Here is a 19,946-nt window from a genome sequence, read left to right as displayed (position 1 = left end):
TGGGCTGAAGAAAATTGATTGAAGTACACAAATCAAACTGTGGGAGCTGGCTTGCCTGCGATGGCGGCGGCTCAATCGACAAACATCTCAAATCTGCCACCCAACGGTAACCACGATGCGAAGCGAGTAGCTCTTGCTCTTGCTCTGCTTTTGATCTCAGGCGCCCCGTTAAACCACGCTGGCCGGAATTCGACAGGGATTTGGGGGGTAAACCGGCAGGGATGCCGGTTTAGCCGCCCCGCGCCATGGATGGCGCGTGGCGGCGGCCGCCCCAATCACTGGCGGATTACGGGCACACCGAGCCTAAGCGAGGTGCCGAGTGGTGGGGCAAGAGCCCTTTGGTTACTTTGGGGCTTTTCCAAAGTGACCCGCCGTCAGGGCGGAACCCTAAGCGGCCGTTACCGCAGAAATGGATATGTACACAAATCCAATTGTGTCGCCTGCCAGGCCGCCTTCGCGAGCAAGCCAGCTCCCACAGTTGGATTGTGGGGCGTCAGGTAGATATGGGGCGCCTGGCGGGCCGTCATCGCAGGCAAGCCAGCTCCCACATGAACCAAGCAAGCCCAGCCCCAATCAGCCCTTGTGCAACTTGCTCATCAACTGCGCCTCAGCCTGAGTCAACCCACACGACTGGGTCAACTCATCCACCGTCGCCCCCATGCCAACCAGCTTGGCCGCCTGGGCAAACGACAGGTTCGACGGATCACGCTGCTCCAACTGCACCAACCTGTCCGGCAACGGCGCAAGAATCGCACGCAGTTCATGCACCTCATCCCCCACCCGCACCGCACTTTGCTGGAAATGATCAACACGCTTGACCAGTTCCAGAATGCGCCGGTCACGCACCGCATCGCGCTCGGCCTGTTGCAAGGCCAACTCCCGCTGCTGGCGCACATAGCGCAGCACAAACGCCAAGGTCCCGGCCCACAACAGGGCCAGGACAATCACCGCTGCCTCAAGGAACAATCAGATGCTCTCCAGTTCCGACCACTCTTCTTCGCTCATCATCTTGTCCAGCTCAACCAGAATCAGCAGTTCGCCGTTCTTGTTGCACACGCCCTGGATGAACTTGGCCGACTCTTCGTTACCGACGTTCGGTGCGGTTTCCACTTCCGATTGGCGCAGGTAGACCACCTCGGCCACGCTGTCGACCAGAATGCCGACCACTTGCTTGTCAGCCTCGATGATCACGATACGGGTGTTGTCGCTGACTTCAACCGTGTCTAGGCCGAACCGCTGGCGGGTGTCGATCACCGTCACCACGTTGCCACGCAGGTTGATGATGCCCAGCACGTAGCTTGGCGCGCCTGGAACCGGGGCGATCTCGGTGTAGCGCAGCACTTCCTGCACGCGCATCACGTTAATGCCGTAGGTTTCGTTGTCCAGCTTGAAGGTCACCCATTGCAGGATCGGATCATCCAAACCTTGTGCGGACGCTGACTTGTTCATTCATCTGACCCCTTCAAATGCCGCTATCGACGGCGTGTGTGCAAGTGGGCCGCGCAACCGCACGGCCCTTATTGTTCAATCAACTGCGTTTGTTCTGTGGCATGGCCTTCACCGCACCGCTGGCGATCAACTCGGCCAGTTCGGCGACATCCAGCAACGCGCACATGTGTTCGATCACAGTGCCCGCCAACCACGGCCGCTGGCCACGGTGGCTGCGCCATTTGATTTCATTGGGGTCCAGGCGCAACGAGCGGCTGACTTGATGCACTGCCAGCCCCCACTCGTAGCCCTGCACCGAGATCACGTATTGCAGGCCCTGGCGAAAATCATCGCGGTAGCGGTCGGGCATCACCCAGCGCGCCGTGTCCAGCACTTTGAGGTTGCCGGCCTGGCTGGGCAGGATGCCGAGGAACCACTCTGGCTGCCCGAACAACGGCGTCAGCTCCTGGCCTTCCAGGGAATAGATCGAGCCCAGGCACACCAGCGGCACCGCCAGGGTCAACCCGGCGACATCGAACAGCAGGCACTCGAACGGCTCGGCAGCCCACGAAGGGCGACCGTCGCCCGTCACCGGGGGCGGGGTGATGCTGGGCGGCAGGTGCACGTCCACCAGCGGTTCGACCACCGGCGGCGCCACCACGGCCGGGGCGCTCGGCACCACGACGGGCGCCTCCACCACCTGCGCGTCACGCGCCTGCTCTTCCATCACCGCCTGCTGGAATTCATCCAGCGGGCGGTCGGGTTCGACAGCAGGCTCGAGTACCAGAATCGGTTCTGGCATTTCTTCGGCCGTCGCATCCTGCAGCAAGGCATCCAGGTAGGATTCCAGTGCCAGTTGCGGCCGGGTCTTGAATTCGACGGGACGGTTCATCACGCCACCTGCGCCACAAGCTGTTGCGACAGCAGGTGCTTGAGCAACGCACGGTAAGCCAGCACGCCACGGCTCTTGCCGTCGAACTGCGACGGTGTGAGCCCGGCACGGCTGGCGTCACGCAGGCGCGTGTCCACCGGGATGTAGCCGTTCCAGATGGTGTCCGGGTAGGCATCGCGCAACACGCGCAAGGTGCCGAGTGACGCCTGGGTGCGACGGTCGAACAAGGTCGGCACGATGCTGAACGGCAGCGCTTGCTTGCGCGAGCGGTTGATCATCGCCAGGGTGCTGACCATGCGTTCCAGGCCCTTGACCGCCAAGTGCTCGGTCTGCACCGGGATCACCAATTGCTGGCTGGCCGCCAACGCGTTGACCATCAGCACGCCGAGCAACGGCGGGCTGTCGATGATCGCGTAGTCGAAGTCCTGCCACAGCTGCGCCAGGGTCTTGGCGATCACCAGGCCCAGGCCGCTCTGGCCCGGCGACTGGCGCTCCAAGGTGGCCAGGGCGGTGCTCGACGGCAACAGGGAAATACTGTCGTTGCTGGTGGGCAACAGCAGTTGCCCAGGCAGATCCGCCGGCACGCTGCCCTTGTGCAAAAACAGGTCATAGCAGCTGTGTTCCAGCGCATCCGGGTCGTAGCCGAAATAGCTGGTCATGGAACCGTGGGGGTCCAGGTCGACCACGACCACACGCTTGCCCGCTTCGGCCAGCAAGCCGGCCAAGGCGATGGAAGTGGTGGTCTTGCCGACTCCACCCTTTTGATTGGCAACTGCCCAGACTCTCATTCGGTTGGTTCCTCCCGGCGGGCACAGGCGCGACCGAGACATTGCATACGGTTATTGAGCCGGCGACGGAGAATTGACGTTACTCGGTCGGACCGGCGGCTTGACAACGGGCGGTGCAGTTTGTGTGCCAGCACGCTTCAACGCCGCATCCGGGGTGGCATTGGCAGTGCCGGTACCGGTCAGGCTGCGACGCACATCCAGGTTGCGCGAGACCACCAGCACCACCCGGCGGTTACGTGCACGCCCCTCCACCGTGGCGTTATTGGCCACCGGCTGGAATTCACCATAGCCCACCGACGCCAGGCGCTGGGGGTTCACCCCCTGCATGGCCAACATGCGCACGATGCTGGATGCACGGGCCGAGGACAGTTCCCAGTTGGTCGGGTACTGCGCGGTGCTGATGGGGAAATTGTCGGTGAAGCCTTCCACGTGGATCGGGTTTTCAAACGGTTTGAGGATCAAAGCGACCTTGTCGATGATGGTGAATGCCTGGTCACTGGGCAACGCATCGGCACTGGCGAACAGCAGGCTGGAGTTCAGCTCGATCTCCACCCACAGCTCGTTGCCACGCACGGTCATCTGGTTGGAGCTGATCAGGTCGCCAAAGGCAGCACTGATATCGTCGGCGATGCTTTTGAGCGGGTCGCTGGTGCCTTGGATGCCGGCGGCGGTTTCATCACTGTCATTGACCAGAGGCTTGGCCGGGGTCACGGTCTTGGGCCGCTCTTCACCGATGGGGATCGGCTTGAGCGCCCGCTCGGAATCGTTGAATACACCGACCAGTGCTTGGGAAATGATCTTGTACTTGCCTTCGTTGATCGACGAGATCGAGTACATCACCACAAAAAACGCGAACAGCAAGGTGATGAAGTCCGCGTAGGACACCAGCCAGCGTTCGTGATTGACGTGTTCTTCAGGCTCGCGACGGCGACGGCTCACAGACACTCCCCCCCACACACCCACCCCACTGTAGGAGCGAGCTTGCTCGCGAAAAACGTCAATACAGACGCGGGCATCCTGAATGCACGCGGCGCTCTCGGGTTCTTCGCGAGCAAGCTCGCTCCTACGGGGGTGCGGGTGCTCATGGGCATCAATCCATGAAGCCCTGAAGCTTCAATTCGATGGAGCGCGGGTTTTCGCCTTCGGCAATCGACAGGATGCCTTCAAGCAGCATTTCGCGATAACGCGACTGGCGCATGGCAATCGACTTGAGCTTACTGGCCACCGGCAGCAACACCAGGTTGGCACTGGCCACGCCGTAGATGGTGGCGACAAACGCCACGGCAATGCCGCTGCCCAGTTGCGAAGGGTCGGCCAGGTTGCCCATCACGTGGATCAGGCCCATCACCGCACCGATAATGCCGATGGTCGGCGCGTAGCCGCCCATGCTTTCAAAGACTTTGGCTGCATTGATGTCACGGCTTTCCTGGGTGTAGAAATCCACTTCGAGGATGCTGCGGATCGCTTCCGGCTCGGCGCCATCGACCAGCAGTTGCAGACCCTTGCGCGCATAGCTGTCGGGCTCGGCATCGGCCACGCCTTCCAGGCCCAGCAAGCCTTCCTTGCGGGCGGTGAGGCTCCAATTGACCACGCGGTCGATGCCGCCTGCCAGGTCAACCCGTGGCGGAAAAATGATCCACACCAGAATCTGCATGGCACGCTTGAACGAGCTCAAGGGCGACTGCAACAACGCCGCGCCCACGGTGCCACCGATCACGATCAGCGCTGCCGGGCCGTTGGCCAAGGCGCCGAGATGGCCGCCTTCCAGGTAGTTGCCACCAATGATGGCGACAAACGCCATGGTGATGCCGATCAGGCTCAACACATCCATCAGAGGCAGGCCTCCACCAGGTGCTTGCCGATGTCGTCCAGGCTGTAGACCGCATCGGCCAGGTCAGCCTTGACGATGGCCATGGGCATGCCATAGATCACGCAACTGGCTTCATCCTGGGCCCAGATGGCGCTGCCGCCCTGCTTGAGCAGGCGCGCACCTTCACGGCCATCGGCGCCCATGCCGGTGAGCACCACCGCCAGAACTTTGTCGCCGTAGGACTTGGCCGCCGAACCGAAGGTGATGTCCACGCACGGTTTGTAGTTCAGGCGCTCATCGCCCGGCAGGATTTTGATCGCGCCACGCCCGTCCACCATCATCTGCTTGCCGCCCGGCGCCAGCAGTGCCAGGCCAGGACGCAGGATGTCGCCATCCTCGGCTTCCTTGACGGTGATACGGCACAGCTTGTCCAGGCGCTCGGCGAACGCCTTGGTGAACGCCGCCGGCATGTGTTGCACCAGCACAATCGGCGCCGGGAAGTTGGCCGGCAGTTGGGTCAGCACCCGCTGCAAGGCCACCGGGCCACCGGTGGAGGTGCCGATGGCGACCAGCTTGTAAGCCTTGCGCTTGGGCGCCGGCGAATGGGCACTCGGCGTTGCGGCGGCACGTACCGGCGCTGCCGCAGGCCGGGCAACGGGCGCAGGCGCCGGGCGCGCAAACGACGAGCTCGGCGCCGCTGCTGCGGGCGCAGGCGTGGGGGCTGGCGCGGGTGTGCTGAACAGGCTGCGACGGTTACTGCGGGAAATGCTGTGCACCTTCTCGCACAGCATCTGCTTGACCTTGTCGGGGTTGCGCGAGATGTCTTCGAAATTCTTCGGCAAAAAATCCACCGCACCGGCATCCAAGGCGTCGAGGGTCACCCGCGCGCCTTCGTGAGTCAGCGAGGAAAACATCAAGACCGGTGTGGGGCAGCGTTGCATGATGTGGCGCACGGCGGTGATGCCATCCATCATCGGCATCTCGTAGTCCATGGTGATCACGTCCGGCTTCAAGGCAATGGCTTGATCGATCGCCTCTTTGCCGTTAGTGGCCGTGCCGACCACCTGGATCGTTGGATCAGCGGAAAGAATTTCCGAGACGCGGCGGCGGAAGAAACCCGAATCGTCCACCACCAGGACCTTGACTGCCATAAACACTCCGTTAGGCGGGGCGGGCATGACCGCCCTGCCCCACCAGAATCAAATTCGCCGTGCGGCGTAACGCTTGAGCATGCTCGGAACATCGAGAATCAGTGCGATGCGACCGTCACCGGTAATGGTTGCGCCCGACATGCCTGGGGTTCCCTGCAGCATCTTGCCCAAAGGCTTGATCACCACTTCTTCCTGGCCCACCAGTTGGTCGACCACAAAGCCGATGCGCTGGGTACCCACGGATAGAATCACCACATGGCCTTCGCGTTGTTCTTCATGGGCGGCCGAGGCCACCAGCCAGCGCTTGAGGTAGAACAGCGGCAACGCTTTGTCGCGCACGATCACCACTTCCTGGCCGTCCACCACGTTGGTGCGCGACAGGTCGAGGTGGAAGATCTCGTTGACGTTGACCAGCGGGAAGGCGAAGGCCTGGTTGCCCAGCATCACCATCAGGGTCGGCATGATCGCCAGGGTCAACGGCACCTTGATGACGATCTTGGAGCCCTGGCCCTTGGTCGAGTAGATATTGATCGAGCCGTTGAGCTGGCTGATCTTGGTCTTCACCACGTCCATGCCCACGCCACGCCCGGACACGTCGGAAATCTCGGTCTTGGTCGAAAAGCCCGGGGCAAAGATCAGGTTGTAGCACTCGGTATCGGTGAGGCGGTCGGCGGCGTCCTTGTCCATCACGCCACGCTTGACCGCGATATTGCGCAAAATGGTCGGGTCCATGCCTTTGCCGTCATCGGTGATCGACAGCAGGATGTGGTCGCCCTCTTGCTCCGCCGCCAAAATCACCTTGCCGTTGCGGGACTTGCCGGCGGCTTCGCGTTCTTCCGGGGTTTCTACACCGTGGTCGACCGCGTTGCGCACCAAGTGGACCAGCGGGTCGGCCAGGGCCTCGACGAGGTTTTTGTCGAGGTCGGTTTCTTCGCCCACCAGCTCCAGGTTGATTTCTTTCTTGAGCTGGCGCGCCAGGTCGCGAACCAGGCGCGGGAAACGGCCGAAGACTTTCTTGATCGGCTGCATCCGCGTTTTCATCACCGCGGTTTGCAGGTCGGCGGTGACCACGTCGAGGTTCGACACGGCCTTCTGCATGGCTTCGTCGCCGCTGTTCAGGCCCAGGCGCACCAGGCGGTTACGCACCAGCACCAGTTCGCCCACCATGTTCATGATGTCGTCCAGGCGCGCGGTATCCACGCGCACGGTGGTCTCGGCTTCGCTGGCGGGCTTTTCCGCTGCTGCCTGGGCCGCTGCACGCGCAGGGGCCGGGGCGGCGGCAGGTGCTGGCTTGGCAGCCGGCGCAGGTTTGGCAGCAACCGGTGCCGCAGTGGCAGCGGCTGGCGCTGCAACCTGGGCGGCAGCGGCCGGGGCCACTTCGCTGAACTTGCCTTTGCCGTGCAACTCGTCGAGCAGCGCTTCGAATTCGTGATCGGAGATCAACCCGTCGCCGGCCGGTGCGGCACTGGCCGCTGGCGCAGCGGCGGCCGTGGCGGCAACCTCGGGCAAGGCTTCGGCCACAAAGGTGCCTTTGCCATGCAGTTGGTCGAGCAGTGCCTCGAATTCGTCGTCGGTAATGTCGGTGCTGGCGTTGGCAGCGGGAGCTTCTGGCGCTGCGGCAGGCGGTGCCACGGCATCTGCTGCGAACTGGCCTTTGCCGTGCAACTGGTCGAGCAACGACTCGAACTCAGCGTCGGTAATGTCTTCACTGCTCGGCGTCGCGGCAGGTTGCACCGGCGCTTGCGCTTCGGCCTTGACCGCGCTGAGGGAGTTGAGCAGTTGTTCGAACTCGCTGTCGGTCACGTCCGGCTCGGCTTGCGCCACCGGCTCCGGCGCGGCCTCGACCACCGGCGCAGCCGCGGTGTCGGCAGGTTCGGCCAGGCGCGCCAGGGCGGCCAGCAGTTCCGGCGTTGCGGCGGTGATAGGCGCACGTTCACGCACCTGGCTGAACATGCCGTTGACCGCATCCAGTGCTTCGAGAATCACGTCCATCAGTTCCGAGTCGACGTGACGCTCACCCTTGCGCAGGATGTCGAACACGTTCTCGGCGATGTGACAGCACTCCACCAGCTCATGGAGCTGGAGGAAGCCGGCGCCCCCTTTTACAGTGTGAAAACCGCGAAAAATTGCATTGAGCAGGTTCGCATCATCCGGTCGGCTTTCCAGCTCGACCAGTTGTTCGGACAGTTGCTCTAGAATTTCGCCGGCCTCTACAAGGAAATCCTGAAGGATTTCTTCATCGGCGCCGAAGCTCATGTGGGTGCTCCTTAGAAGCCTAAACTGGATAACAGGTCATCTACGTCATCCTGACCTGACACAACGTCTTCACGTTTATCGGCATGAATCTGCGGACCTTCACCCTTGGCGAGATGTTTTTGTGGATCTTTTTCCGAGAGGATCGCTTCGCGGTCATGTTCGATGCCGGCAAAACGATCGACCTGGCCGGCCATCAGCACCAATTTGAGCAGGTTGCTTTCCACTTCGGTAACCAATTGGGTCACGCGCTTGATCACCTGGCCGGTAAGATCCTGGTAATCCTGGGCCAGCAGGATGTCGTTGAGGTTGCTGGCCACCGTGCGGTTTTCCTGTTCGCTGCGCGACAAGAACCCGTCGACGCGACGCGCCAATTCACGAAACTCTTCAGCGCCCACTTCGCGGCGCATGAAGCGGCCCCAGTCCTGGCTCAAGGCCTGGGCTTCGGTGGCCATGCCGTTGACCAGGGGCGTGGCGTTTTCCACCAGGTCCATGGTGCGGTTGGCCGCCGCCTCGGTCAGCCTGACCACATAGGACAGGCGCTCGGTGGCATCGGTGATCTGGGAAATTTCTTCGGCCTGGGGCATGCGCGGGTCAATCTGGAAATTGACGATTGCGCTGTGCAGCTCGCGTGTGAGCTTGCCCACTTCCTGGTACAGGCCGCGGTCACGGGTCTGGTTAAGCTCATGGATCAACTGCACCGCATCGGCGAACTGGCCTTTTTCCAGGCTGTCGACCAACTGGTGAGCATGTTTTTTCAGGGTCGACTCAAAGTCGCCCTGTGACGTTTCGTTATGCTCCATAGCTCCCCCGCGATGGCATTAGCCGTGGATGCGTTCGAAGATTTTCTCGATCTTCTCTTTCAAGGCCAGTGCCGTGAATGGCTTGACCACGTAACCGTTGACCCCGGCTTGGGCGGCTTCGATGATCTGTTCACGCTTGGCTTCGGCGGTCACCATCAGCACAGGCAGGCTGCGCAGTTTTTCATCGGCGCGCACGTGGCGCAGCAGGTCGATACCGGTCATGCCCGGCATGTTCCAGTCGGTCACCAGAAAGTCGATGCTCCCGCTGTTGAGAATCGGAATGGCCGTCAGGCCGTCATCCGCCTCCACCGTGTTGGTGAACCCAAGGTCACGCAACAGGTTTTTAATGATCCGCCGCATCGTTGAGAAGTCATCAACGATGAGGATTTTCATGTTCTTGTCCAATTCGACCTCCAAGCAGTCTTAAACGCGCCCAGCACCTGGACGCGCCATTTCAATCAACAGGCGTTACACAAAAAGGACTGCCCAGGGCACCACGGTACTCACCCGCAAAACCCTGCGGTTTCACGGTAGCGTCTGCAGTGTCCCCACACTGCCTGTCAGCGCGCGCGCCACTCGGCCAATCGCCCCCGCAAGCGGGCTGCGCACTGGCTATGCAACTGGCTGACACGCGATTCGCTGACCCCCAGGACCTCACCGATTTCCTTGAGGTTCAGCTCTTCGTCGTAGTACAGCGCCAGCACCAGCCGCTCACGCTCCGGCAAGTTGGCGATTGCGTCGGCCAACGCGCCCTGGAAACGTTCGTCTTCCAGGTCGCGCGACGGCTCCGTATGCGCGCTCGCGCCGTCCTCGTGCAGCCCTTCGTGCTCGCCGTCCTGTAAAAGGTCGTCGAAACTGAACAGGCGGCTGCCCAAGGTATCGTTCAAAATCCCGTAGTAATCGTCGAGACTCAATTGGAGTTCGGCCGCAACTTCATGATCTTTAGCGTCACGACCGGTTTTTGCTTCAATTGCACGAATTGCATCACTGACCATGCGCGTATTGCGGTGTACCGAACGCGGCGCCCAATCGCCTTTACGCACTTCATCGAGCATCGCGCCACGGATACGGATACCCGCATACGTTTCGAAACTGGCACCCTTGCTCGCGTCGTATTTGGTCGACACTTCAAGCAAGCCGATCATGCCGGCCTGGATCAAGTCTTCAACCTGCACACTCGCGGGCAGGCGCGCCAACAGGTGATAGGCAATGCGCTTGACCAGCGGCGCATAGCGCTCGATCAATTCGCCCTGGCTGTCACGTGCCGACTTTTTGTAAAGGTTGTAGCCGCTGGATGTCATAGCACCGGTCCTGCGCTCGTCTGATGCACCAATCGCTCGACGAAAAACTCCAGATGCCCCCGCGGGTTGGCAGGCAACGGCCAGGTATCGACCTTCTGGGCAATGGCCTTGAACGCCAGTGCGCATTTCGAACGAGGGAACGCTTCATAGACCGCACGCTGCTTTTGCACGGCCTTGCGCACACACTCGTCATAGGGAACTGCGCCGACGTATTGTAAAGCCACATCGAGGAAGCGATCCGTGACCTTGGTCAACTTGGCGAACAGGTTGCGCCCTTCCTGCGGGCTCTGGGCCATGTTGGCCAGCACGCGAAAGCGGTTCATGCCGTAGTCACGGTTAAGCAGTTTGATCAGCGCGTAGGCATCGGTGATCGAGGTGGGTTCGTCGCACACCACCAGCAGCACTTCTTGCGCAGCGCGCACAAAGCTGACCACTGACTCGCCGATGCCGGCGGCGGTGTCGATCACCAGCACGTCAAGGTTGTCGCCGATGTCGCTGAACGCCTGGATCAACCCGGCATGCTGCGCGGGGCTCAGGTGCACCATGCTCTGGGTGCCCGAGGCCGCCGGCACAATACGGATGCCTCCGGGGCCCTGGAGCAGCACATCGCGCAGCTCACAACGGCCCTCGATCACATCGGCCAGGGTATGTTTGGGTGTCAGCCCCAGCAGAACGTCCACGTTCGCCAAGCCCAGGTCAGCATCCAGCAGCATGACGCGACGGCCAAGCTCTGCCAGCGCCAGGGACAAATTCACTGACACGTTAGTTTTCCCGACGCCACCTTTGCCGCCGGTCACCGCGATCACCTGTACGGGATGCATGCTGCCCATTTTATTTCTTTACCTTGTCTTGCTTAGACGCAGGCTACATGGCTTGGCCGCGTGAATCGCTTGCAGACCATCGATGTAGGTACATTTCACGGTGTTCATCCTGCCTCAACCCACCCGTTTAGCCGGGTGGTGGTAAAGGTCGGCGAACATATCGGCCATCGCTTCCTCGCTAGGCTCGTCTTGCATTTGCACACTCACGGCACGGCTGACCAACTGATGACGGCGCGGCAGATGCAGATCATCCGGGATCCGCGGCCCGTCGGTGAGGTAGGCAACCGGTAATTCATGGCTGATGGCCAGGCTCAATACCTCGCCCAGGCTCGCGGTTTCGTCGAGCTTGGTGAGGATGCAGCCGGCCAGGCCGCAACGCTTGTAGCTGTGATAGGCAGCGGTAAGAACCTGTTTCTGGCTGGTGGTTGCAAGCACCAGGTAATTTTTCGACTTGATGCCACGCCCGGCCAGGCTTTCGAGCTGCATGCGCAGCGCCGGGTCGCTGGCTTGCAGGCCGGCGGTGTCGATCAGCACCACGCGCTTGCGCAGCAACGGCTCGAGGGCATTGGCCAGGGACTGGCCCGGGTCGACATGGGTCACCGGCACGTTGAGGATGCGGCCCAGGGTCTTGAGCTGCTCCTGGGCGCCGATGCGGTAGCTGTCCATGCTCACCAGCGCGATATTCTGCGCGCCGTACTTAAGCACGTAACGGGCGGCCAGCTTGGCCAGGGTGGTGGTCTTGCCCATGCCGGCGGGGCCGACCATGGCGATCACACCGCCCTCTTCCAGGGGTTCGATTTCCGGCGTGGCGATCATGCGCGCCAAGTGCGCCAGCAGCATGCGCCAGGCCTGGCGGGGTTCTTCGACTTCGGCGGTCAAGGCCAGCAGGTCGCGGGACAACGGGCCAGACAGGCCGATGCGCTGCAGACGACGCCACAGGTTAGCTTGCTGCGGCTTGCTGCCTTGCAGTTGGGTCCAGGCCAGCGAGCCCAGCTGCACTTCGAGCAATTCACGCAGGCCGTTGAGTTCAAAACGCATCGAGTCGATCACGCGCTGGTCAACTGCGGCAGCCGGGGCAGGCGCTGCAGGACGCGGCGGTTCGACGAACGTGGGCTCAACCAGCGGCTCAGCGGCGGTGAGCGGCAGGCCGGCAAACAACTGGCGATTGGTGCTGGCATCGCTGTCGCCACGCATGCTCAGTTCAGCCTGGGCCGACACAATGCGCGAGGCGGTCTTGCGCAACTCGTCTTCGAGTTCCATGTTCGGCACGCGCGGGGCCAGCGCCTGGGGCGTGTAATCCAGGGCAGCCGTCAGCTCGACACCGCCGGCAATCCGACGGTTACCGATAATCGCGGCATCGGCGCCCAGCTCATCGCGGACCAGTTTCATGGCCTGACGCATATCGGCGGCGAAAAAACGCTTAACTTGCATAACCCACTACCTCAGCCATTGGGCCCAACTGTCGCGACGATAGTCACTTGCTTATTGTCAGGAATTTCCTGGTAAGCCAACACGTGCAAATTCGGTACAGCCAGGCGTCCAAACCGCGACAACATCGCGCGAACCGGGCCGGCCACCAGCAGGATCACCGGGTTGCCCTGCATTTCCTGGCGCTGTGCGGCGTCGATCAACGAACGCTGCAGCTTTTCAGCCATGCTTGGCTCCAGTAAAACGCCCTCTTCCTGGCCTTGCCCTGCCTTCTGAATACTATTGAGCAATATTTGTTCCAACCTGGGTTCCAGGGTGATCACAGGCAGCTCGGACTCAGTCCCTACAATGCTTTGCACGATTGCGCGGGACACGCCGACACGCACCGCCGCCACCAGAGCGGCAGTATCTTGACTCTTGGCGGCATTGTTGGCGATGGCCTCGGCAATGCTGCGAATGTCGCGCACGGGCACCTGTTCGGCCAACAGCGCTTGCAGCACCTTGAGTAACTGCGACAACGACAGCACACCCGGCACCAGTTCTTCGGCCAGTTTTGGCGACGATTTGGCCAGCAAGCCCATCAATTGCTGGACTTCCTCGTGGCCGATCAGTTCGTGGGAGTGCTTGTAGAGAATCTGGTTGAGGTGCGTGGCGACCACGGTGCTGGCATCCACTACGGTGTAACCCAGGGACTGCGCCTGGCTGCGCTGGCTCACTTCGATCCACACCGCTTCCAGGCCGAAAGCCGGATCTTTGGCGGTGATGCCGTTGAGCGTACCGAACACTTGGCCGGGGTTGATCGCCAGTTCGCGGTCCGGGTAGATCTCGGCTTCGGCCAGGATCACCCCCATCAGCGTCAGGCGATAGGCGCTGGGAGCCAGGTCGAGGTTGTCACGGATATGTACAGTGGGCATCAGGAAGCCCAAGTCCTGGGACAGCTTCTTGCGCACGCCCTTGATCCGCGCCAGCAATTGCCCACCCTGGTTGCGGTCGACCAGCGGGATCAGGCGGTAGCCGACTTCCAGGCCGATCATGTCGATGGGCGTGACGTCGTCCCAGCCCAGCTCCTTGGTTTCCTGGGCACGGGCCGGAGATGGCAGCAGCTCCTGTTGACGGGCGATTTCCTGCTGGGCCTGGACCTTGACCTGGTTCTGCTTCTTCCAGAACAGGTAGGCCGCGCCACCCGCCAGGGCCGCCATGCTCAGGAACGAGAAGTGCGGCATGCCCGGCACGATGCCCATGATCGCCATGATGCCCGCCGCCACGGCCAGGGCCTTGGGCGAAGCGAACATCTGCCGGCTGATCTGCTTGCCCATGTCTTCGGAGCCCGAAGCACGGGTAACCATGATGGCCGCCGCTGTGGATAACAACAGTGATGGCAACTGCGCCACTAAACCGTCACCGATGGTCAGCAAGGCGTACACCTTGCCAGCATCACCGAACGTCATGCCGTGCTGGAACATACCGACGGCCACGCCGCCGATCAGGTTGATGAACAGGATCAACAGGCCGGCGATGGCGTCACCGCGCACAAACTTGCTGGCACCGTCCATGGAGCCGTAGAACTCGGCCTCCTGGGCGACTTCCGCGCGACGGGCCTTGGCCTGGCCCTGGTCGATCAGGCCGGCGTTGAGGTCGGCGTCGATGGCCATCTGCTTGCCGGGCATGGCGTCGAGGGTAAACCGCGCGCTCACCTCGGAAATCCGCCCGGCGCCCTTGGTCACCACCACGAAGTTGATGATCATCAGGATCGCAAACACCACGATACCGACCACGTAGTTACCGCCGATCACCACCTCACCGAAGGCCTGGATCACCTTACCGGCGGCGGCATGACCGTCCTGGCCGTGGAGCATCACCACCCGCGTGGAGGCCACGTTCAACGCCAGGCGCAATAGGGTTGCCACCAGCAGAATCGTCGGGAATACCGCGAAATCCAGCGGCCGCAGGGCGTAGACGCACACCAGCAGCACCACGACGGACAGGGCAATGTTGAAGGTAAAGAACACATCGAGCAGGAACGGCGGCATCGGCAACATCATCATTGCCAGCATCACCAGCAACAACAACGGCACACCCAGATTGCCCCGCGACAGGTCAGTCAGGGTGCCACGGGCCGTGTTGAGCATTTGAGAGCGATCTACCACCGGTATTCCTCGGGTCCTTGAAGCAAAGTTTTGACGCTGGAGGGCGACTTGGAGGCGGGGTTGCAAGAAGCCTTCCAACTTTGCTCTTGGAGTGATCGTCGGGTGGTAACCGATTCGAGTGTGGGAGCTGGCTTGCCTGCGATTGCGGTGTGTCAGGCATTAAGGTATCGGCTGTGAGCCAGCTATCGCAGGCAAGCCAGCTCCCACATTTGGATATGTGTGCATTCGGTACTGCTGAGGAAATTTCCGACAAGGATTTGGGGTTGCCCCTAGGAAATGCGCTCTCTAGTCTCCGTACACCGCTGCAAACGCAGCGGACGGGCGTCGCGGCCCGGATTACCTAGGAGCAAAAGCACCCTCTCCCTTTCAGTAAAAGGAGCTTCACAGTGATCAAACCCGCCCCAAATGCCCCCATCCGGCTGTTTACCGTAGCCAACGGCATCAGCACCGAAGACCTGCTGGTCAACCTCAGCGAAACCCTCGCCTCGGCCAATGCGCTGAGCTGCGACCTGGCCTTTGACCTGGACGGCCCTAAACGAGAGGAATTGCTTGGCGTTGCGCAGTTGATCGAACTGGCGCAGTTACTGGCTGATCGCCTGCACGTTGGCGCCGGAATAACGAGCGCCGCAAGCCGCGGATAACACGGTTCAAATGTGGCATTGCCCCCTGTAGGAGCGAGCTTGCTCGCGAAAAACGTCAACGATAACGGGCTTGCTGAATAAAGCGGCGCCTGCAAGTTTTTCGCGAGCAAGCTCGCTCCTACAAAATGCTTTAACTGACTGGCATTGGGGCAAACCTCCTCCCACACATGCAAATACTTCCAGGCGTCAGTTATCTTTGAAGCCCGGCAGCCCATGAGCAATACGCCATGCCTTCACGGTCTGCGTTACACCTTTGGGGGAGTTATCGACTCCAGGCTCTGGGTAATAGATCAAATCGGATCCCACCGGGTGCTCACTAACCTTCTCAAAGTGAAGCAAAAGCAGGTCAGCCCGGTCATCATTTTCAGCCTCCAGGTCTTCCCTGGCTAGCGCTTCCAATAACTCAACGAACTCGGACTCCGTGTAATCGGAGAAGCTCTTTTTCAATAGTCTGTCAGTCATTTTTTCCCTTAGAGGATTTGGGACTGCCCATCAGCATAGAAGGCTGCTGGTCAATCTCAGTGAAACACCCGCTTCGGCCAATGCGCTGTGCTAAGACCTTGCCTTTGACCTGAAAGGTTCGAAACGAGAGGAATTGCTCGGTGTTGCGCAATGATCGAACTGGCGCAGTTACTGGCTGATCGCCTACACGTTGGCGCCGGAATAACGAGCGCCGCAAGCCGCGGATAACACGGTCCAAATGCTGCATTGCCCTCTGTAGGAGCGAGCTTGCTCGCGAAAAACGCCAACGATAACGCGGGCTTCCTGAATAAACGCGGCGCCTGCAAGTTTTTCGCGAGCAAGCTCGCTCCTACAAAATGCTTTAACTGACTGGCATTGGGGCAAGCCCCATCCCACACATGCAAATACTTCCAGGCGTCAGTTATCTTTGAAGCCCGGCAGCCCATTAGCAATACGCCATGCCTTCACTGTCTGCGCTACACCTTCCGGGGAGTTATCGGCACCCGGCTCCGGGTAGAAAATCAAGTCGGTACCGTCAGGATGATCAGCGATTTGCCTGAATAGCTCTAGCAATTCACCTAAAGCCGCATCCGTACCACCTTTGTTGGCTGCACGGATTTGATTAATCAGGCTCACAAATTCAGTTGGCGTGCAGTCAGAAGAGCGCAAGGCATAACCTCAAGCTTTTTTGAAACCAGGCAGATGGTTGGCTGCACGCCATGCTTTGACCGTCTGGGTTATACCTTCGGCAGAATCATCAGCACCAACTTCCGGGTAGTAAATTAGATCGGTTCCCGCCGGATGGCCCGTTACCTCGCAGAACTGGTCAAGAAGATCTGCCATCACCTTATCCGTAACACCACTGCCGTTAGCTAAAAATATCGTCTCTATGAAACTGACGAATTGAGTTTCCGTATACTCAGAAATATTTTTTTTCATGAATTATTTACTAAGCGAAAAACATTCGGCCTATGTGTCTTTGAAGCTTGGCAGCCCCATGGAAAGACAATAATTTTTGATGCTCTGAATTACACCATTCGGAGAGTCATCTGCTCCATCTTCTGGATAAAACAGTAAATCACTACCCGCCGGATGCGGCACCAGCTTGTTGAAGTGTTCCACCAACTCGCCGCGTTCTTCCTCTGTCTTTGCATCGTCAATAGCAGCAATCAGCGCTTCAAATTCATGCTCCGTGTAATCGACAAGTGCGCTCTTCAAATTCATTACTCACCGCCTTTATGTATTTCGATATGACGCTTTGGCGTAACTGCTCGCAGATTGCTCACATCATAAACAGCGCCACCATTCTTGATAAGCTCCACATGATGTAATTCAAACGCAATCCGCTTCCCGGCATGCCCACTTGTCGGTGCAGCAGGCGCCAATCCTTTTGACATTGCAGAAAGGTTGCGCGAACTGAATTGCTGGTTAAATACCGAATCACTAGCTACTGCAATCCAAAACGCACTTCTGAAGTCATCAAAGCTATTAAATTTTTCCCCGCGCAATTGATCTGCTATTCGATTTGGTATCGGCGCCCCTAACTCCACTCCAGCCCCAGCCAACCATATACCCGTCACATCCTCCCCCTGCCCCGTCACAACCCCAGGCTGAAGGCGCACATTCATCACAATATACAGCGGCTTCACCCCCGACCCCGCCGGAAACACGAGGATAAAATCCTTGTACTCCGGCGGGTAAATCGGGCTGACGAGGATGCTATCCGCACGCTCGGTCGGCGGGTAAATCCAGATTTGCGGCGCTTGCGGCGCGCCCTCCAGGGGCGGGATAGCTGAGGTGCGGGATGGCTCAACCGCCGGCGTCCAGATCAGGGTGACGCCGTCGCCAAAATCCGCCACTTGCTGAGTACCGCGTGCCTGGAACTGCACCACCGGAATCATTTCCCAGTCCGGGCGCTTTTGGGTGTTGTAGCCATACCCCTTCAACGTGCCATCGGCGTGCTGTTCCACATGTAAGCGAACTCGCGTACGACCTTGCTTCAACGTGTTGAGCTGCTCTTGTGTGTAAAGGCTGCTGTCGCCCAGGCTCGACGGCCAAAGCAATGCGACAAGACCGGCCAATGTGCTGCCAGCAACACCGGTCGTCACGGCACCCGCCGTGCAAAGACCGCCACACGATGCGCCAGCCGTCACCGCAGCCCCACCCAGCGCCAGCGTACCGAGCGCAGCGGGCAAGCGCTCACCTCGAATTTGCTTGAGAACGACGTTGCCCGCGCTATCTGTTTCATAGCCGCCCAACAGGGCGAAGGTGCCGTAATCGCCTACCGCCGAGGTGGGAATGGGTCCTCCGGAGTCGGTGTAATCAATCGTGCCGTCAGGCAACGTGCGAGGCTTGGTAAATGTACAGCGCAGCTGCTTTTCAGGGACTGGGTTGCGCGGTACCTGCACGCTTTCAACACGCGACAGCAGCGGTTCTTCCAAGACTTGTGGAGGATGGTAAACACTCTCCAGTGCGCGCTTGCCCGTGATGGCCCAATACCGGTTAGAAGTGTCGCGACTTAACGGGCTGAAGGGCTCATCCAGCACCAGCAACCAATCCCCACGCTCTACCGTTTCAAGCATCTTGCGCTTTTGACGCTCGCTGATGTTGTGCGTATCGAAGCCATAGCAGCCAAACTCGGCTCTAAGCTCATCCAGCCCAAACAGCCCGCCGCATCCCTCCAGGGATCGGCGCACATAAGATTTGGCAAAAAAGGGCGATTCGATTTTTTCAAAGCCAATGTTTAACCGCTCACGATCTCGAGGACGGATAAGTCGCTCCCCCATGGCATATTCCTTAACACGCTATAAACGTCTGGAAATGCTGTGCAATCGTGCGGGACCAAACAACTGACCGTTCGGCTAGGTAGCGTTAAAAAAAGAAATTTCTGACGAAGAGGTATCCAGCGTTGCGCAGTTGATCGAACTGGCGCAGTTACTGGCTGATCGCCTGCACGTTGGCGCCGCAATGGTGGGCAAAGCAAGCAGCGGATAATACGGGGCAAGGGTGGGAGCTGGCTTGCCTGCTCCCACAGGTGATTCAGTTTTTAAACTGACCGCACATTCTCAGCCTGGGGGCCTTTTGGTCCTTGAGTGATGTCAAATTCTACTTTTTGGTTTTCAGCCAGGGTTTTGTGCCCCTGCGACTGGATTGCCGAGTAATGGACGAAAACGTCACCCCCCCCATCCTCCTGAGCAATAAAGCCAAACCCCTTCTCCGCGTTAAACCATTTCACAGTACCCGTTGCCATTGCCGCTCTCCTTACCCTTATTCAGAACCCAACCCACCTCGATGATGCACCCTCACGGGCAACGCATAGATGCCCTTGGGCCGATGGACCATTTGGAACCTCATGCGCCTACCCCTCCAAAGCGCCGTCCAACGCCAATCCTTGCGATTGATAAACACCTCGTCTGCCCCGTCATCCAACTCGATCAGCCAATCACCTCTGATCCAGTCATAGGATTTGACAGTCCCTGTAGCCACTTTCAATCCCGCTCTCCTGCATCTTTTTAACTACATACGCGCAGTATTTGGTTCAGCCATAAAACAACGGGAAACGTGCCTTGGCTACTGTCAGAGTTGACAGGTAGACGCGAGTGGCCGATGGGTGGTAGCGGTGGCGTAGCAGACGCATCATGCATCCGGTGATTTCTTGCGCTTGCGGGATTTTCGCGGCTTGGGAGGGGTGGGCGGCAGGTCACTGCATTGCGTGCCTGCCGATTGGACGGCAACCGGGTTGCCATCACGATCCCGGGCAATAAAGCCGATGCCTTTGACCGCATCAAACCACCTGACCGTACCCCTATCCATCACCGCCTCCCGAGTCGTGCAGGGCTGCACGTCTCATCGCTGTATCAAACAGTGAAGGCGGCGTAATGGCTACTGTCAAAGTTGACAGGTAACCGGCCCTTTTTGTAGGAGCGAGCTGGCTCGCGAAGGTGGGTAACGATAACGCGGGGAGTCAGGATGAACGCGGCGACGGGGAGTTTTTCGCGAGCAAGCTCGCTCCTACAGTGAG

Annotated in this window: 22 protein-coding genes and 1 pseudogene; 2 read left to right on the top strand and 21 right to left on the bottom strand. The window is 59.9% G+C overall.

Annotation, left to right across the window (positions count from 1 at the left end; all coding sequences use genetic code 11):
* Positions 1–573 precede the first annotated feature (573 nt).
* The 14 genes from DK871_RS06600 to flhA form a co-directional block, all read right to left on the bottom strand.
* Positions 574–966: a DUF2802 domain-containing protein gene (locus DK871_RS06600; protein ID WP_034126801.1), complete on the bottom strand. Its 393-nt coding sequence runs from the start codon at positions 964–966 to the stop codon at positions 574–576.
* Positions 967–1,449 (bottom strand): chemotaxis protein CheW, encoded by a 483-nt coding sequence (locus tag DK871_RS06595; protein ID WP_003192896.1) that lies wholly within the window; start codon positions 1,447–1,449, stop codon positions 967–969.
* Positions 1,450–1,528: 79 nt separating this feature from the next.
* On the bottom strand, positions 1,529–2,320 hold the full coding sequence (locus tag DK871_RS06590) for a CheW domain-containing protein (RefSeq protein WP_161904429.1): 792 nt from the start codon (positions 2,318–2,320) through the stop codon (positions 1,529–1,531).
* The gene (locus tag DK871_RS06585) at positions 2,320–3,108 is read right to left on the bottom strand and encodes a ParA family protein (protein ID WP_003192898.1); all 789 of its coding nucleotides are present in this window, start codon (positions 3,106–3,108) and stop codon (positions 2,320–2,322) included. Before DK871_RS06585 ends, DK871_RS06590 begins: the two co-directional genes overlap by 1 nt.
* A 51-nt stretch (positions 3,109–3,159) precedes the next feature.
* Positions 3,160–4,047, bottom strand: a complete 888-nt coding sequence (motD, locus tag DK871_RS06580) for a flagellar motor protein MotD (protein ID WP_161904428.1) — start codon at positions 4,045–4,047, stop codon at positions 3,160–3,162.
* A gap of 151 nt (positions 4,048–4,198) precedes the next feature.
* The gene (locus DK871_RS06575) at positions 4,199–4,939 is read right to left on the bottom strand and encodes a flagellar motor protein (RefSeq protein ID WP_003192902.1); all 741 of its coding nucleotides are present in this window, start codon (positions 4,937–4,939) and stop codon (positions 4,199–4,201) included.
* Positions 4,939–6,069: a chemotaxis response regulator protein-glutamate methylesterase gene (locus DK871_RS06570; protein WP_161904427.1), complete on the bottom strand. Its 1,131-nt coding sequence runs from the start codon at positions 6,067–6,069 to the stop codon at positions 4,939–4,941. The genes DK871_RS06575 and DK871_RS06570 overlap by 1 nt, the downstream gene beginning before the upstream one ends.
* A 48-nt stretch (positions 6,070–6,117) precedes the next feature.
* Positions 6,118–8,325, bottom strand: coding sequence for a chemotaxis protein CheA (locus DK871_RS06565; protein ID WP_161904426.1), 2,208 nt, complete (start codon positions 8,323–8,325; stop codon positions 6,118–6,120).
* Between the two features lie 11 nt (positions 8,326–8,336).
* Positions 8,337–9,125: a protein phosphatase CheZ gene (locus tag DK871_RS06560; protein ID WP_003192906.1), complete on the bottom strand. Its 789-nt coding sequence runs from the start codon at positions 9,123–9,125 to the stop codon at positions 8,337–8,339.
* An 18-nt stretch (positions 9,126–9,143) separates the two neighbouring features.
* Positions 9,144–9,518: a chemotaxis response regulator CheY gene (locus tag DK871_RS06555; RefSeq protein ID WP_003192908.1), complete on the bottom strand. Its 375-nt coding sequence runs from the start codon at positions 9,516–9,518 to the stop codon at positions 9,144–9,146.
* Positions 9,519–9,685: 167 nt separating this feature from the next.
* Positions 9,686–10,426 (bottom strand): RNA polymerase sigma factor FliA, encoded by a 741-nt coding sequence (gene fliA, locus DK871_RS06550; protein WP_003192909.1) that lies wholly within the window; start codon positions 10,424–10,426, stop codon positions 9,686–9,688.
* Positions 10,423–11,256, bottom strand: a complete 834-nt coding sequence (fleN, locus tag DK871_RS06545; RefSeq protein ID WP_003192912.1) for a flagellar synthesis regulator FleN — start codon at positions 11,254–11,256, stop codon at positions 10,423–10,425. The genes fliA and fleN overlap by 4 nt, the downstream gene beginning before the upstream one ends.
* A gap of 105 nt (positions 11,257–11,361) precedes the next feature.
* Complete coding sequence (flhF, locus tag DK871_RS06540) at positions 11,362–12,678, bottom strand: flagellar biosynthesis protein FlhF (RefSeq protein ID WP_019818351.1); 1,317 nt, start codon at positions 12,676–12,678, stop codon at positions 11,362–11,364.
* Between the two features lie 11 nt (positions 12,679–12,689).
* A complete protein-coding gene (gene flhA, locus DK871_RS06535) occupies positions 12,690–14,804 on the bottom strand; it encodes a flagellar biosynthesis protein FlhA (protein WP_034126796.1) in 2,115 nt (704 codons plus the stop codon).
* 404 nt (positions 14,805–15,208) lie between these two features.
* On the opposite strand from flhA, the gene DK871_RS06530 reads away from it, so the two are divergent.
* Complete coding sequence (locus tag DK871_RS06530; protein ID WP_161904425.1) at positions 15,209–15,463, top strand: DUF6124 family protein; 255 nt, start codon at positions 15,209–15,211, stop codon at positions 15,461–15,463.
* A 186-nt stretch (positions 15,464–15,649) separates the two neighbouring features.
* Here DK871_RS06530 and DK871_RS06525 read toward each other — a convergent pair whose 3' ends face one another.
* Positions 15,650–15,925 (bottom strand): bacteriocin immunity protein, encoded by a 276-nt coding sequence (locus DK871_RS06525; RefSeq protein WP_161904424.1) that lies wholly within the window; start codon positions 15,923–15,925, stop codon positions 15,650–15,652.
* A 43-nt stretch (positions 15,926–15,968) separates the two neighbouring features.
* Between DK871_RS06525 and DK871_RS28985 the strand changes: the two are divergent.
* Positions 15,969–16,153 (top strand): annotated as a pseudogene (locus tag DK871_RS28985) (DUF6124 family protein); the annotation flags it as partial.
* Positions 16,154–16,342: 189 nt separating this feature from the next.
* Here DK871_RS28985 and DK871_RS06520 read toward each other — a convergent pair.
* The 6 genes from DK871_RS06520 to DK871_RS06495 all read right to left on the bottom strand — a co-directional run bounded on the left by DK871_RS06520 (position 16,343) and on the right by DK871_RS06495 (position 19,738).
* Entirely contained in the window at positions 16,343–16,594 is a 252-nt protein-coding gene (locus DK871_RS06520) for a bacteriocin immunity protein (RefSeq protein ID WP_161904423.1), read from the bottom strand.
* 9 nt (positions 16,595–16,603) lie between these two features.
* Positions 16,604–16,864, bottom strand: coding sequence for a bacteriocin immunity protein (locus DK871_RS06515; RefSeq protein WP_161904422.1), 261 nt, complete (start codon positions 16,862–16,864; stop codon positions 16,604–16,606).
* 30 nt (positions 16,865–16,894) lie between these two features.
* Positions 16,895–17,149 (bottom strand): bacteriocin immunity protein, encoded by a 255-nt coding sequence (locus DK871_RS06510; protein ID WP_161904421.1) that lies wholly within the window; start codon positions 17,147–17,149, stop codon positions 16,895–16,897.
* The gene (locus DK871_RS06505; protein ID WP_161904420.1) at positions 17,149–18,711 is read right to left on the bottom strand and encodes an S-type pyocin domain-containing protein; all 1,563 of its coding nucleotides are present in this window, start codon (positions 18,709–18,711) and stop codon (positions 17,149–17,151) included. Before DK871_RS06505 ends, DK871_RS06510 begins: the two co-directional genes overlap by 1 nt.
* 260 nt (positions 18,712–18,971) lie before the next feature.
* Positions 18,972–19,175: a cold-shock protein gene (locus DK871_RS06500; protein ID WP_161904419.1), complete on the bottom strand. Its 204-nt coding sequence runs from the start codon at positions 19,173–19,175 to the stop codon at positions 18,972–18,974.
* A gap of 386 nt (positions 19,176–19,561) precedes the next feature.
* Entirely contained in the window at positions 19,562–19,738 is a 177-nt protein-coding gene (locus DK871_RS06495) for a cold-shock protein (RefSeq protein ID WP_161904418.1), read from the bottom strand.
* Positions 19,739–19,946: the final 208 nt, after the last annotated feature.

Origin of the sequence: Pseudomonas sp. L13, assembly GCF_009935965.1 — a bacterium.
Classification (GTDB): Bacteria; Pseudomonadota; Gammaproteobacteria; order Pseudomonadales; family Pseudomonadaceae; genus Aquipseudomonas; species Aquipseudomonas lactis.
This window is presented reverse-complemented; position numbering and strand designations above follow the sequence as displayed.